This is a genomic window from Ruegeria sp. CL6 (genome assembly GCF_056536465.1).
In genome coordinates, this window is record NZ_JBQFPR010000007.1 from 113745 (window position 1) to 128398 (window position 14654).

The 14654-nt window shown below is 58.0% G+C and carries 15 protein-coding genes; 4 read left to right on the plus strand and 11 right to left on the minus strand.

Going from position 1 to position 14654, the window contains the following annotated elements; genetic code table 11:
• Positions 1-12 precede the first annotated feature (12 nt).
• The 3 genes from ACR0LH_RS17745 (at position 13) to rplT (ending at position 2325) form a co-directional block, all read left to right on the plus strand.
• A complete protein-coding gene (locus ACR0LH_RS17745) occupies positions 13-1563 on the plus strand; it encodes an alanine/glycine:cation symporter family protein (protein ID WP_170388115.1) in 1551 nt (516 codons plus the stop codon).
• A 181-nt stretch (positions 1564-1744) separates the two neighbouring features.
• Positions 1745-1945, plus strand: coding sequence for a 50S ribosomal protein L35 (gene rpmI / locus ACR0LH_RS17750; RefSeq protein ID WP_010443552.1), 201 nt, complete (start codon positions 1745-1747; stop codon positions 1943-1945).
• A gap of 14 nt (positions 1946-1959) precedes the next feature.
• Positions 1960-2325 carry a 50S ribosomal protein L20 gene (gene rplT / locus ACR0LH_RS17755; protein WP_152457001.1) on the plus strand — a complete coding sequence of 122 codons (366 nt, stop codon included), beginning with the start codon at positions 1960-1962 and terminating at the stop codon, positions 2323-2325.
• Positions 2326-2411: 86 nt separating this feature from the next.
• On the opposite strand, the gene gntH is transcribed toward rplT, so the two are convergent.
• Both gntH and ACR0LH_RS17765 read right to left on the minus strand, forming a co-directional pair.
• A complete protein-coding gene (gene gntH, locus ACR0LH_RS17760) occupies positions 2412-3755 on the minus strand; it encodes a guanitoxin biosynthesis MBL fold metallo-hydrolase GntH (RefSeq protein ID WP_170699139.1) in 1344 nt (447 codons plus the stop codon).
• 251 nt (positions 3756-4006) lie between these two features.
• Entirely contained in the window at positions 4007-5398 is a 1392-nt protein-coding gene (locus ACR0LH_RS17765; protein WP_480721915.1) for an aminotransferase family protein, read from the minus strand.
• Positions 5399-5618: 220 nt separating this feature from the next.
• On the opposite strand from ACR0LH_RS17765, the gene ACR0LH_RS17770 reads away from it, so the two are divergent.
• Positions 5619-7247 carry an acyl-CoA synthetase gene (locus ACR0LH_RS17770; RefSeq protein WP_480721916.1) on the plus strand — a complete coding sequence of 543 codons (1629 nt, stop codon included), beginning with the start codon at positions 5619-5621 and terminating at the stop codon, positions 7245-7247.
• Here ACR0LH_RS17770 and ACR0LH_RS17775 read toward each other — a convergent pair.
• The 9 genes from ACR0LH_RS17775 to hmgA all read right to left on the minus strand — a co-directional run bounded on the left by ACR0LH_RS17775 (position 7244) and on the right by hmgA (position 14634).
• On the minus strand, positions 7244-7585 hold the full coding sequence (locus tag ACR0LH_RS17775; RefSeq protein ID WP_480721918.1) for a DOPA 4,5-dioxygenase family protein: 342 nt from the start codon (positions 7583-7585) through the stop codon (positions 7244-7246). The two genes, ACR0LH_RS17770 and ACR0LH_RS17775, sit on opposite strands and share 4 nt — an antisense overlap.
• Before the next feature lie 87 nt (positions 7586-7672).
• On the minus strand, positions 7673-8311 hold the full coding sequence (gene maiA, locus ACR0LH_RS17780; RefSeq protein WP_480721919.1) for a maleylacetoacetate isomerase: 639 nt from the start codon (positions 8309-8311) through the stop codon (positions 7673-7675).
• A gap of 18 nt (positions 8312-8329) precedes the next feature.
• Entirely contained in the window at positions 8330-8527 is a 198-nt protein-coding gene (locus ACR0LH_RS17785) for a DUF2783 domain-containing protein (protein WP_480721921.1), read from the minus strand.
• Positions 8528-8532: 5 nt separating this feature from the next.
• Complete coding sequence (locus ACR0LH_RS17790) at positions 8533-10143, minus strand: FAD-dependent oxidoreductase (protein ID WP_480721923.1); 1611 nt, start codon at positions 10141-10143, stop codon at positions 8533-8535.
• A 137-nt stretch (positions 10144-10280) separates the two neighbouring features.
• Positions 10281-11231, minus strand: a complete 951-nt coding sequence (locus ACR0LH_RS17795) for an MBL fold metallo-hydrolase (RefSeq protein ID WP_170418195.1) — start codon at positions 11229-11231, stop codon at positions 10281-10283.
• A 3-nt stretch (positions 11232-11234) separates the two neighbouring features.
• Positions 11235-11771 (minus strand): dihydrofolate reductase family protein, encoded by a 537-nt coding sequence (locus ACR0LH_RS17800; protein WP_480721925.1) that lies wholly within the window; start codon positions 11769-11771, stop codon positions 11235-11237.
• Positions 11772-11774: 3 nt separating this feature from the next.
• Positions 11775-13031: a fumarylacetoacetase gene (fahA, locus tag ACR0LH_RS17805; RefSeq protein ID WP_480721926.1), complete on the minus strand. Its 1257-nt coding sequence runs from the start codon at positions 13029-13031 to the stop codon at positions 11775-11777.
• 80 nt (positions 13032-13111) lie between these two features.
• A complete protein-coding gene (locus ACR0LH_RS17810; RefSeq protein ID WP_170388137.1) occupies positions 13112-13279 on the minus strand; it encodes a hypothetical protein in 168 nt (55 codons plus the stop codon).
• A complete protein-coding gene (hmgA, locus tag ACR0LH_RS17815; RefSeq protein ID WP_480721927.1) occupies positions 13279-14634 on the minus strand; it encodes a homogentisate 1,2-dioxygenase in 1356 nt (451 codons plus the stop codon). Before hmgA ends, ACR0LH_RS17810 begins: the two co-directional genes overlap by 1 nt.
• Between the last annotated feature and the right edge of the window lie 20 nt (positions 14635-14654).

The window sequence follows — 14654 nt, forward strand, 5'->3', positions numbered from 1 at the left end:
GGGGCGACGATTATGAACATGCCGAAACACTTGGGTCTGGCCTCGGCCGCCACCTTCTTAGCAAGCCCCGCTCTGGCGCAAGAGGCGGTGGGACTGGACGACAAAATCAACCAGGCTTTCGCCGATTTCACCGGGCCGTTTGTCAGCTTTATCTTCGCGCCCTTCCCGGGCACTGGGTTCCCCTGGATCGTGGGATGGCTGGTTGTCGCGGCTACGGTTTTCACGCTGTATTTTGCCTTTGTGCAACTTCGGTTCTTTGGCCATTCGATCAGCTTGGTCAAAGGCGACTATTCCGATCCCAACGACGCCGGTGAGGTCAGCCACTTTCAGGCGCTGGCCACGGCCCTGTCCGGGACGGTTGGCCTTGGTAACATCGCTGGTGTGGCAGTGGCTGTCGGGATCGGTGGGCCGGGTGCCACATTCTGGATGATCGTCGCGGGCCTTCTGGGTATGGCGTCGAAATTCACCGAATGTACGCTGGGCGTCAAATACCGCAATGAGTACGAGGACGGCACGGTCTCGGGTGGTCCGATGTACTATATGTCCAAAGGCTTTGCCGAACTGGGTCTGCCCGGAGGCAAAATCCTTGCGGTTCTGTTCTCGATCTTCTGTATCCTTGGCGCGCTGGGCGGTGGCAACATGTTCCAGGCGAACCAAGCGCATCAGCAGATCGCGGGCATCGTTGGCGACTATCCGGGCTGGATCACCGGTCTGGTTTTTGCGGGCATCGTGTTCGCCGTGATCGTTGGTGGCCTGAAGTCCATCGCGCGTGTCACGGAAAAAGTCGTTCCGTTCATGGGTGTCATGTATGTATTGGCCGCGCTGGTCATTATCCTCATGCACGCAGATCAGATCGGTTGGGCCTTTGGCCAGATCTTCGCGGGTGCCTTTACTGGCCTTGGCGTTGCTGGCGGCATGGTCGGCGCGCTGATTCAGGGCTTCCGTCGTGCGGCGTTCTCGAACGAAGCGGGCGTTGGTTCTGCGGCGATTGCGCACTCGGCGGTGCGGACGAAAGAGCCGATCACCGAGGGCTTTGTTTCCCTGCTCGAGCCGTTCATCGACACCGTCGTGATCTGTACCATGACCGCGCTGGTGATCATCATCACGCAGCAGTTGATCGTTGATCCGGCAACCGGCAACTACATGCTGAACGAAGCGGGCAATGCCATTGCCACGGTCGATGGAAACTCGGGCGTCAGCCTGACCTCGGCAGCCTTTGCCAGCGCCTTTGGGTGGTTCCCCTATGTGCTTGCCATCGCGGTGGTTCTGTTTGCCTTCTCGACCATGATCAGCTGGTCCTACTACGGCCTGAAAGCCTGGACCTACCTGTTTGGCGAAGGCCACACCAAAGAGCTGATCTTCAAGATCATCTTCTGCGTCTTCGTGGTGATCGGTGCGGCGGCCAACCTTGGCCCGGTCATCGACTTCTCGGATGCGGCGATCTTTGCGATGGCGGTTGTGAACGTCTTTGCGCTCTACTTCCTGATGAAAGTGGTGCGTGAGGAACTCGCCAGCTACGCAGCCCGACTGAAAAGCGGCGAGATCCGCAAGTTCGGCCACTAAACCACATCACCGGGGCGGCGCATGTCGCCCCGGTGCCTGACCATCCTGCGAAAAGCGCAGATTCTGGTCAAAACCCCCTTGCCAGTATGATCGAACTTGCGTAAACGGCGCTTCTGATCGCGTGACCGGCCGGATGGCATGCCGAGTCGCGTATTGTACCGAACCCCGAAAGGAGACGGAAATGCCTAAGATGAAGACCAAGTCGAGCGCCAAGAAGCGCTTTAAGGTGACTGCAACCGGTAAGGTTCTTGCTGGTCAGGCCGGTAAACGGCACGGCATGATCAAGCGGACCAAAAAGTTCATCCGCGACGCCCGTGGCAACACCACCCTGTCCGCCCCCGACGCCAAGATCGTCAAGGGCTACATGCCCTACGACCGCTAAGAGGAGATTAAGAGATGTCCCGCGTTAAAGGTGGAACCGTAACTCACGCCCGTCACAAGAAGGTCATCAAGGCCGCCAAAGGTTACTATGGCCGCCGCAAGAGCACCTTCAAAGTTGCTCGTCAGGCCGTCGACAAGGCCAACCAGTATGCAACCCGCGACCGTAAGAACCGCAAGCGCAACTTCCGCGCGCTGTGGATCCAGCGTATCAACGCTGCTGTCCGTTCGCATGACGAGGCTCTGACATATTCCCGCTTCATCAACGGCCTGAACCTGGCCGGTATTGAAGTGGACCGCAAAGTTCTGGCTGATCTGGCCGTGCACGAACCGGAAGCGTTCGGCGCGATCGTCGCCAAAGCTCAGGCTGCTCTGACGGCCTGATCCTCTTTCGAGAGACAGTGAATGAAAGGGTCGTTCCATCAGGAGCGACCCTTTTTCTTTGCGCAGGTAAGACTGTCAAAGCCGGTTCAGTCACCAGGATATGGGAAGTCGCGTCCCAAAGCCTCGCTGGCTTGTTCGTAGATCGGGCGCAGGGCATCGTCCACGTCCCACTTTCCACCTTCGATAAACTCCGAGAAGCCCACGGACTCCACTGGAATTCCTTGGTTCTCGGCAAAGGTTTGACGGTCATTTTCACCGGGCGGGATCGGAGGCTCAGACAACGGCGGTGACCAGGTATGTTCTTCGGTAACGGCCATCCGTACAAGGATATCGTCTTTGGTGACGTTCCATACCATGAAGTCTTCAGCCAAACTCAGCGGTCCGTCATAGGTCGTGCGAATACGCTCCTCTACACCTCCGGCGGTGTCGAAATCGTTGAAGAAATGATAGGCCACGGCGATCCGTGGCTTGATTTCGGACATCACTTTCCCGAACGCTTCAGGCGCGGTGTGTATCTGCGTTCCGACTGCAAGCGCGGATTCGGGGGTAAAGCCTAGCTTTCCAACGATGTCAGGAACTGCGATGAAACACTCGTGGATCGCGATGTCAGCGTCCTTGGCATATTCGATAAACCACTTGTTGGGGTATGTGTCAGAGCTGTAGACGAATTTCAGGCCGTTCCATTCCAGTGAAAAACTAACCGCACCGTCGATGCCGTGAATTGCAGGGAATGATCGGACGACGACTCCGTTCTCGTCATAGATCACTTGGTTTTCACCTTTGTAGTCAAATTCAGTGACATCCATCTGGTATCCACGGGGGTCGGTCGCCCCGACGCGTGCGCTCAGGTCCCATAGCAGCATATCTTTCATACTGTCCGTGGCAGCCTTTGTCCCAAGCTCTGGGACGGACCCGCTGGGCCCCCAGACGCGCAGCGGCCTGTTGCGGCCCATCAAGGCACCACCAATAAAGAGCTCGTGCAACGCGCCAAAATGGTCGGTGTGCAAGTGACCCACAAAGACCTTGTCGAGGTAATTGTAGGGAATTTGCAGCGACGAAATGCGCTCCGATGACCCCGAGCCGATGTCAAAAAAGAACTTGTCCCCATTTCCAAGCTCTACAAGAAAACATGCAGCGGCCTGTGCTGCACGGGTTGTTGGCATCCCGGTTCCACACGCGATAACGCGCATCTCGTCAGGCTTCAGGTCTTCCGTGTTCGGATAATACGCATCGCGCGGACGATCACGCACCGCGATGGGCGAGATCTCTGGCTCTGCATCTTGTGCCAAGGCCATTCCGGGACTTAGAGCGTCGACCGCGCCCTGCAGAATAGCGCCCGGAGAAGAATCGTTTCGTTCGATCCATGTTCCGACAGTGACACCGACGCCTAGTAAAACAACGGTGGCTGTCCCTTTCACCAGACCTTTCATCTGCGATCCTCCCTAAACAAAAAACTTTGGCGAAGACGTTTGCGCTATTAAAGAAAATACATATGCAAGCATCCGATAAAGAGAATGTAACATAGCTTCAGGAAAACTTCGACTTTAAGATCAACCTTGTTTGATGGCCTGGTTTGCCATCTGTGCAATGGGGATTGAGCGCAAAAAAACCGGCGCAAAACATGCGCCGGTTTCGGTCAATTCGCTTGCCTGATCTAGGCTATGAAAATCACCGGTTGCCCTTAGCCGAACACACGCCTCAACGCGCCATCGACCGCATCCGTGATCTGGTCAATATCATCCGCCGTCGCGATCAGCGCAGGCGAGAAGCACAGCGTGTTGTTCTTGCCGGGAACCGAGCGGTTGGTCACGCCGATGATCACGCCCTGCGCCATGCAGTCGGCGACAACGGCTTGGGCCAGTTTCTCGTCTACCGGCTCGCGCGTAGACCGGTCCGAGACCAGCTCGGCCCCAAGGAACAAGCCCTTGCCGCGCACGTCGCCGATGACTTTGTGTTTTTCCATCAGCTCTTGCAGGTTGCCCATCATGCGATTGCCCATCTCGGTGCAATTCCCCAGCAAGTTTTCATCCTCGATGATGCGCATGTTCTCGATCGCAGCCGCAGGGCCAGCGGTGCAGCCGCCAAATGTTGAGATATCGCGAAAATAGTTCATCGGGTCGTCAGCATTGTCCTTGAACAGGTCAAAGACTTCTTCGGTCGTTACCATGCAAGCAATGGCCGCATAGCCCGAGGCGACCCCCTTTGCCATGGTCACAAAATCGGGTTTCACCCCATATTGCTGATACCCGAACCATGTTCCTGTGCGCCCGACGCCGCAGACAACCTCATCAATGTGCAGAAGGATGTCGTATTTCTTGCAGATTTCCTGCACACGTTGCCAGTAGCCCTCGGGCGCTTCGATCACGCCGCCGCCTGCGGTCACGGGTTCAAGACACAACGCGCCCACGGTATCTGGACCTTCGCGCAGAATGACCGCTTCGATCTGGTCGGCTGCCCATTCGCCGAAGTTCTCGTCAGGGGCACCGTCCAGTTCGTGCTTGCGGTATTCCATGCAGTGCGGCACGCGCACGAAATCGGGTGCGAAGGGACCATATTGCGCATTGCGCTCGTCCTGTCCTCCGGCAGACATCGCCGCCAGGGTCGAGCCGTGATAGTCGCGGTCGCGATACAGGATCTTGGTCTTTTTGCCGCCGTATTTCTTATGGGCGATCTGCCGGACCATCTTGAAGGCTTTCTCATTCGCCTCGCTGCCAGAGTTGGTGTAGTAGACGCGGCTCATCCCTGGCATCTTGCTGATCAGTTTCTCGGCGAAAATCGACCCCGGAATTGACCCGGCAGAGTTGGCAAAATAGCACAGTTTCATCAACTGGTCGTACACGGCCTTACAGATCGATTCGCGTCCATAGCCCACATTCACCGTCCAGACCCCGCCCGAGACGGCATCCAGATGTTCTTTACCCTTCTGGTCCCAGACACGCATGCCCTTGCCTTCGACAATGATGCGCGGATCGTTGGTTTCAAAGGGTTTATGCTGGATCAGGTGGTGCCAGATATGGGCGCGATCAGCCTCGACCACGCGGGAAAGATCATTTTCGTTGAACGTGCCGTCCATGACATGCCCTTTCAGATTTTTTGGGTGCGCAGGATGCCGGGATAAAGTTCCGGCCCTTGTGATTTCGATGGCTCAGATCACCGCGAAAGGCCATCGGTAGATAGGGCCAGATTGCATCATCCCATATTGCCAGTCCAGTCCTGCGGCGTATTTCTACGGGTTTGTCAGCCGGGCAACTTTGTGATCAAGTCGCGCGATCAGACAAAGGGAGGGTAAACCGATGACCGCAGCCAACATTTATGAACGCCATCTGGATCGATGCCGGGCGAACCATACGCCGCTGTCACCACTCAGTTTCATTGAGCGGACGGCGCAGGTTTACCCGGACTACCCGTCTGTTGTGTACGGTGCGCGCCGTTATACATGGGCCGAAACCTATGCTCGGTGTCGTCGTTTGGCGGGGGCGCTTGCTGCGCGCGGCATTGGAAAAGGCGACACGGTTTCGATCATCGCCGCCAACATCCCCGAGATGTACGAGGCGCATTTTGGTGTCCCGATGACTGGCGCGGTGTTGAACGCGATCAACACTCGGCTGGACGCACCGATCATCGCCTTCATCCTGAACCATGCGGAATCCAAAGTGCTATTGGTCGACCCAGAGTTCTCGGGCGCAGTTAAAGAGGCACTGAAACAGGTCGATCACGATCTGTTGGTTGTGGATATCGAAGATGCCAGTTTTGACGGGGGCGAAAAACTGGGCACGCTGACCTATGACGCCCTGCTGGACGATGGTGCCCCCGATTTCGCGTGGTCTTTGCCCGATGACGAATGGGATGCGATTACTCTGAACTACACCTCGGGCACCACAGGCAATCCCAAGGGCGTCGTGTATCACCACCGGGGCGCGGCACTGAATGCGCAGTCGGACCTGCTGGATTGGGACATGCCCAAGCACTCGATCTATTTGTGGACCCTGCCGATGTTCCACTGCAATGGCTGGTGCTTCCCCTGGGCGATGGCGGCTAATGCGGGCGTTTCGGTCTGTCTGCGTGCCGTGCGGGCAGAGCCGATTTATGCCGCCTTCCGCGATGAAAAAGTCACCCATTTCTGTGGCGCACCCATCGTGCTGAATATGTTGGCCAATGCGCCCGAGCACCTCAAGGATTTCGATCACCAGATCAAGGTGATGACCGCAGGTGCCCCGCCACCGGCCGCCGTGATCGCCAATATGGAGGGGATGGGGATCGAGGTCACTCATGTCTACGGCCTGACCGAAACCTATGGCCCATCGGTCGTCTGCGCGTGGAAGGACGAGTGGAACGACAAACCCTCTGATGAGCGCGCGGCGCTGAAGGTCCGGCAGGGCGTGCGTTATACCGCTCTGTCGGGGTTGATGGTGGCTGATCCCGAAACGCTGGAGCCGGTGCCCGCTGATGGTGAGACGATGGGCGAGATATTCATGCAGGGCAATGTGGTGATGAAAGGGTATCTCAAGAACCCGGATGCCACGGATAAGGCGTTCAAAGGTGGGTGGTTCGCCTCTGGCGATCTGGGGGTCATGCACCCGGACGGCTATGTCGCGCTAAAGGATCGGTCAAAGGACATCATCATCTCTGGCGGCGAGAATATCTCATCGGTCGAGGTGGAAGATATCCTTTATAAACACCCCGCCGTGATGGAGGCCGCAGTCGTCGCCCGCCCGGATGAAAAATGGGGCGAAACCCCTTGCGCCTTTGTCGAATTGAAACCAGATGCGCAGGCGACTGAGGCCGAGATTATTGCCTTCTGCCGAGATAACATGGCGCATTTCAAAGCACCCAAGACCGTTGTGTTCGGACCCTTGCCCAAGACATCGACCGGTAAGATTCAGAAGTTCAAATTGCGCGATCAAGCAAAGGCGCTTGGCTAACGCGCCGTCTTGTCAAACATAGACAGGTCCAGCTCAAGCATCTCGCCCATCCAGATGGCGCGGTCCCGGTGATCCTCAAGATGCTGGCCGGTCTCGGGGTGGGTGAAGATGGTCAACCCATTCCGATTCAGCATCAGCCACGGGATGACCTGATCAAAGGCGTCTGCGGCGAAGGCCAACTGGCAACTCCAGCGCGGGTGGGGGCCGACATTCCGCGCGTGCATCCGCCCCATTGCAGCCGGGAAAAGTCGAGCGGCTTCTTCACAGACCTGCTGGGCGGTCTCTTGCGTGTCGGCATCGAAATAGACATGGGTGTGATAGCCGGTGATCTCGGGCACTGGCGCCTCCTTCTTCCGTTTCAAAGAAGGTAGGCAAACACGGTGCCAATTCCTATTTGCGCCGACACACAGACTCTGTGCGGCGTATCAGGAAGGAGCGTACTGATCGGGGTGGGCTGCGGCGAATGCCGGGTGTCTTGCGCAGGCTGCCTCTATGCTCAGAATGCGTGGCAATCCAGTCAGGTCGACTTTCCAGCGGCGCGCGTTGTACATCTGAGGCATCAGGCACAGATCGGCCAGCCCCGGCTGCGGCCCAGTGCAATAGGGGGTTTGCTGGAAATCACCCAGCAGGGATTCAAAAGCCAGCAGGCCCGGGCGGATGAAATGGCGCATCCAGTCGCCGGGCATCTCTTGCGAGCTACCGCTTAACTCGGTGGCGTGACGGGCAACCGACAGGTTGCAGACCGGGTGCAGGTCCACGGCGATAGAGTGCGCCAAGGCCATAGCTTTGGCCCGAGCCGCTGCTTCACCCGGCAAAAAACTCAGCCCCCTAGTCTGATCCAGATAATCTATGATCGCCATGGATTGCGTCAGCCGAAGCCCGTCTATTTCAAGGACAGGAACCAATCCCTGCGGGTTGCGGGCCAGATGCGTGTTGGACCTGTGCTCGCCCGCTACCAGATCAATCGAAACCGCCTGAAATGCTATTCCGGCAAGATGCAGCGCGATCCGCACGCGGTAACTGGCCGAAGATCGCCAGTAGTCGTACAGCACCACGCCGCTCATCCGTGCCTCCCGCGTTTGTCAGTTGCCTTGCAGCTTGGCTGCTTTCAATGCTTGTGACAACACATCCGCATCGCCGATGTGATTTGCCAGCAGTAAGACCAACCGCGCGTTAAACGCATCGCAGTCGGCTTTGTCCAAGCCTTCATGGGCGGCCAGCAACCCGGCGTAGAAGTCGCCGGCGCTGTCCAGATTAGGGGTGAGGATCAGATCGGTCATCTCGATTACTCCTTACCGGTTGCGCGGCGGATGGCCTGCCGGAACGCGTTTTCTTCAAAATTGTCACGACGGGCGGCCACGTGCTGATCCGGTCGGATCAGATAGACTGCGCTGGTTGCGTCGCCCAGATACCGGCGTTTCAACTCCAGCGTCAGGTCGTCTTTGACCGAAAGCGCCAACCGCGTCGCCTCGACCTCGCCTTCCTCGAGGCTGTCGGGCGCGTCCGCGTCGATCGTCAGAAGGGTGAACTTATCTGCCAGTTTGGGCAGAAGAAATTCGTCGCCCAGCGGCGCGTCCGGACAGGCTGAGCCGGGTCTGGTGATGTCCGGTCCGTTCAGCGCATCAGCCGAGTTCAGGGAAGACCCTTCATATACGCAGGGTGTACTCAACCGTCCGGAATTCACCAGTGGGCGGGCAAATTCGTAATGCTCACTAAGATCCAGAACCGCATCGCGCAGCAGGCGCGACATCTCGGACTTGGGCGTGATGAAATCGGTCGAGCGCGTGGACATGCTGATGTTCTCATCTGCCGCTTGCACACGTTCGCGGCTGTAGCTGTCCAGCAGCAACTCCGGGGCTTGCCCGTCGATCACCAGTTTCATCTTCCAGCACAGGTTGTCCGTGTCCTGAATACCGGAATTGGCGCCACGGGCACCAAATGGGCTGACCTGATGGGCGCTGTCCCCGGCAAAGAGGACGCGACCGTACCGAAAGCGCTCCATCCGGCGGCATTGGAAGGTGTAGATGGACACCCATTCCAGATCGAATACGACATCCTCGCCCAACATGGCCTTGAGGCGCGGGATCACGTTTTCCGGCCTTTTCTCGCGCTCTTTGTCGATATCCCAACCCAATTGCAGGTCAATGCGCCAGACATTGTCGGGCTGCTTGTGCAGCAGGGCGGATTGGCCCCGGTTGAAGGGCGGGTCAAACCAGAACCAACGTTCCGAGGGAAAATCGGCCTCCATCACCACGTCGGCGATCAGGAAGTTGTCCTCGAACACGCGACCGTCGAAATCCAGCCCCAACATCCGGCGGGTTGGAGAATGTGCGCCGTCACAAGCGATCAGCCAGTCGGCTTCGACGTTATACGGACCTTCGGGAGTTTCGACTTCAAGCTTTACGTGGTCGTCATGGGTGCCGATGGCCTCGACTTTGTTTCGTCCACGGATTTCGATCGGAGCGCCGTCCGCCTGAAGCGCCCGCACCCGATCGACCAAGATCCTCTCAAGGTGATATTGTTGCAGGTTGATGAAGGCGGGGTTGGCATAGCCCTTTTCAGGTTGAAGATTGAACTCGTAGACCTTGCGGTTATCGAAGAAAACTTTACCCGCGTCCCACTGGACGCCTGTCTCGACCATGGGAAGGCCGCTACCTAACCGATCTGCGATGTCCAGTGTGCGTTGAGAAAAGCAAATCGCGCGGCTGCCAAAGCTGACCTTGTCGTTTTCATCCAGCACTACGACCTCGACCCCACGTTGGGCCAGGTCAATCGCGGCCGCCAGACCCACTGGCCCGGCACCAATGACAATCACCTTGTGACGCACCGGAGTGGCGGCATCTTGATCCGGGCTACGGTCATACGCGTAAAGCGGCGTTTCAAAAATCTTGTTCATGGGTTCTCTCCCCGATGCTTTGGCTCCCTGCGACGCAAGTCCTTGGCCTCTGGGCTGGCCAACCCAGTGGTCTTTCCCAATGGTTTCACTGATTTTTCCCGCGCAAAACGATCTGGATCAAATGCGACGCTATGTCCCTAACCCTGCAACGCTTCCCACATCTCAAGATCGCGCTGCGCGGTCCAGATGCGCGGGGTGTCGATGCCGCGCGCCTCGTCATAGGCGCGGGCGACGTTGAACGGCAGGCAGTGTTCGTAAATCGCGTAGTCCGAGAATTTGGGATCGCACTCGGCGCGAACGGCGTCCCACGCTTCTTTCAGGGAACCACCGCGCGCTGCAACCCTGGCTGCCGGGCGATAGGTGCTGTCCACAAAGTCGCGTGTGTTCTCGATGGCAGCATTCACCATGCTTTTGCCTACCAGAGCGTCCCCGCGACCCGGCGCAATCGCGTCAACATCGAACCACTTGATTTCGTCCAGCGTGTCGCCCCAGTCGCCGAAATGCCCGTCGCCGCAGTAGCAGGCCGAGTGATATTCGACGATGTCACCGGTAAACATCACGTTCTGATCGGGCACGTGGATCACGATGTCGCCCGCCGTGTGTGCGCGGCCCAGATGCATCAGATCAACCCGGCGGTTGCCCAGATAGACGGTCATCGTGTCGCTGAAGGTGGTGGTAGGCCATGTCAGACCGGGGATGCTTTCGTGCCCCTCGAACAGGCGGGGGAAACGCTGGAATTCGCTGTCCCAGTCCTCTTGCCCACGCTCCACGACCATCGCGCGGGCCATGTCGGACATGATGATCTGTTGAGCACCGAAGGCGCTGGCACCTAGAACCCTGACAGCGTGATAGTGGGTCAGCGCGACATGGGTAATGGGTTTGTCCGTGACCGAGCGCACGCATTCGATGACCTTGTTCGCTAGACGCGGCGTCGCCTGCGCTTCGACAATCATGACGCTGTCGTCGCCGATGATGACACCGGAGTTCGGATCACCTTCGGCGGTGAAGGCATACAAACCTTCGCCGACCTCGGTAAACGAGATTTTCTTTTCCGACATGTCCCCTTGGGACGCGAAAGCTTTGGTCATCGTTCAACCTTTTACACTGTAGTCGATTTGCAGAATGCCGCCCGGCTGTTTCGAGACTTCCATGAGCGTCAGATTGTGCTGTTTTCCGGGAGCAAAACAGGGCAATCCCTGACCAAGCAGGGTTGGCATGATGAAGACACGAAGCGTATCGAATATACCGGCGTCAATCGCTGCGCGTTGCGTTTTGCCGCCGCCAAGAATCCAGACTCTTTTATGCCCGGCTTTCAAAATGGCAGTTTCCAGGGACTCGATGCTGCCCGAAGCGGCGATATGTTCGCCATTGAGCTTCTTTTGCCGGGTCATCACATATGCTGGCCGTTCGCCATATGGCCAGCCCCAACCAAGAACCTGTTCATATGTGGCGCGGCCCATGATCAGGGCGTCAATGGATGCGATGAAGTCCCCATAGCCCCCGTCACCCCCGTCCGAGGATAAGGCTTCGTTGAACGGGTTCAGCCAGTCCACACTGCCATCGGGATCAGCGATGAACCCGTCCAGGCTCATCGCGATATATCCGACATATATGGGGTTCGCCGTCACGGGTTAGCGCCCGTAAGGGTCTTGCAGTGCAGGTAAAACCGTACCCACGCAGTCACCAAACCCGATTGTATACCCTTCGCCCTTGGCCTCACCGGTCAGGGTCAGGGTGTCGCCGTCCTCGATGAAGGTGCGGGTTTCGCCCGTGTCCAGCATAAGCGGTTCTTTCCCGCCCCAGCTCAGCTCCAGAAGCGAGCCGCGCTCGGGATTTGTTGGTCCTGAGATCGTGCCCGACCCCAGCAAATCGCCTGTGTTCATCGGGCAGCCCGAGGTCGAGTGATGGGCCAGTTGCTGCGCCGAGGAATAGTACATCTCTTTGTAATTCGTTCTGGCGATTGTTGTGGCGGGCTTCCCCTCGGGGGCCATCGTTACCGACAGATCAATGTCATACAGCATCGGGCCGCAGTCTTTCAGGTGATCCAGCAGCTCGAATTCTCGCGCAGGGGTATCGCATCGGAACGGCTCCAACGCCGCTTTGGTGACGATCCAGGGGCTGATGGATGTGGCCGTGGCCTTGGCCTGAAACGGCCCAAGAGGCTGGTATTCCCACGCTTGAATATCGCGTGCGGACCAGTCGTTCAGCAGGACATAGCCAAAGATGTTATTGTCGGCTTCCTCCACCGTGATCGGCCCGTCCGAAGGCGTGCCAACAAGCGCGCCCATTTCCAGTTCGATGTCGAAGCGGCGGCTGGGCAGAAAGGCCGGGCGGTCGTGGTCGGGCGATTTCAACTGACCCCAAGGGCGGCGGATGTCGGTGCCGGAAACCACCACCGAAGACGCGCGGCCGTTATAGCCAATCGGAATGTGCAACCAGTTCGGCGGCAGCGCGTTTTCAGGGCCACGGAACATGGTGCCGACATTCTGCGCGTGATGCCGACCGGCGTAGAAATCGGTGTATTCGCTGACGGCGACGGGCATATGCATTTCGGCGTCGCTTTGAGCGACCAGAAGGTGTTCAATGTCGGACCGTGCCTCGCTGCCCTCGGCCAGAAGGTCTGTTAGCCGGTCTCGCAACGCGGCCCAGACAGCCGGGCCTTGTTCCATCAGCGGGTTCCAGAAGGGCAGGTCGAACAGCGGCTCGTCCGCCAACTGGATCAATCCTTCGGCTTCTGCGGCTGTGACATCAAAGATCATGTCTCCGATCGCCACCCCGCAGCGCGGTTCATCGCCGTCGGTCGAGAACACGCCATAAGGCAGGTTGTTCAGCGGAAAAGGGTGGTGGGCGTCATTGGCCGAGGCCACCCAGGATGTCATTAAAGGCATCTTTGATCCTTGTTGTCTTTGTCGTCTTTGAGGATGTGGCTCTGGGAAATGGTGTACCACATGTTCCTGTTTTCCATCTTTCAATCGCCGCTGGGATCGGCCCCGCCGGAAGAACCCGCTTGGCGATGGCCGGGCATTGGGTTGTGCCTGTAGTGGTCGCGCTTTCCGTTCCAGCGTCCGCGCAATGCCCAAATCGACAACCCGAAAATGCCTGAGAACACGGCTATGACTATGTATCCTCCATCCATCACTTTTTCCCCGGCGTACCGTCGAACTTTTTCTCAAGAGAGGTCCAGCAGTCAATGTAGTCATCCTGCAACGGGGCTTCATTTGCTGCGAATGGGGTCAGATGCTGAGGGAACCGGGTTTCGAACATGAAGGACATGGTGTTGTCCAGCTTGTCCGGCCCAAGGTTGGAATTCGACGCCTTGTCGAACGCCTCGCGGTCTGGTCCGTGAGGCAGCATCATGTTGTGCAGGCTCATGCCGCCGGGAACAAAGCCCTGCGGTTTGGCGTCGTACTGGCCGTAGATATTGCCCATCAGCTCGGACATGATGTTCTTGTGGTACCACGGCGGGCGGAACGTGTCCTCGGCCACCATCCAGCGCTCGCGGAACAGGACAAAGTCGATATTGGCCGTGCCGGGCTGACCTGATGGGGCCGTCAGCACGGTAAAGATCGACGGATCGGGGTGGTCGAACAGGATCGCTCCGACTGGGCAATACGTGCGCAGGTCATATTTGTAAGGCGCGTAGTTGCCATGCCAAGCGACCACGTCCAGCGGGCTTTGACCGATCTTCGTTGTATGGAACTGTCCGCACCATTTGACGGTGACGGTCGAGGGAACCTCTCGGTCCTCAAACGCTGCGACGGGGGCCTTGAAGTCGCGCGGATTGGCCATGCAGTTGGCGCCGATCGGACCACGCCCGGGCAGTTCAAACTTTTGCCCGTAGTTTTCGCAGACAAACCCACGCGCGGGACCTTCCAGAACCTCAACCCGGTACAGCAAGCCACGCGGGATGATGGCGATCTCTTTCGGCTCTAGGTCAATGATCCCCAATTCGGTCGCAAAGCGCAGGCGGCCTTCCTGCGGCACCACCAGAAGCTCGGAATCGGCTGAGAAAAAGTAGTCATCCACCATGGATTCGGTGACCAGATAGATATGGCTGGCCATGCCCACCTGCGTGTTCACGTCGCCAGCCGAGGTCATGGTGCGCATCCCGGTCAGCCACGTCAGCCCTTCGTCTGAATGGGCAACCGCGTCCCAGCGGTACTGGCCCAGACTGATCACATCAGGATCGACGTAAGGTGCGGATTTCCAATAGGGCAGGTCGATCTTTTCGTAGCGATGCGAATGTTTCACCGAAGGTCGGATACGATAGCACCACGTCCTCTCGGGTGGATTGGCTGTAAAGGCGGTGCCGCTGAGTTGCTCGCCATACAGCCCGTAATTACAGCGCTGCGGACTGTTCATCCCTTGGGGCAAAGCGCCGGGCAGAGCCTCGGTTTCAAAGTCATTGCCAAAGCCGGGCATATAGCCTTCGTGCGTCCCCACCGGGCTGCTGGCTTGTGTCAGGCTGTGCGGATCCGTCGGACGATTCATCCCGTGTTCCTCCATTTGCT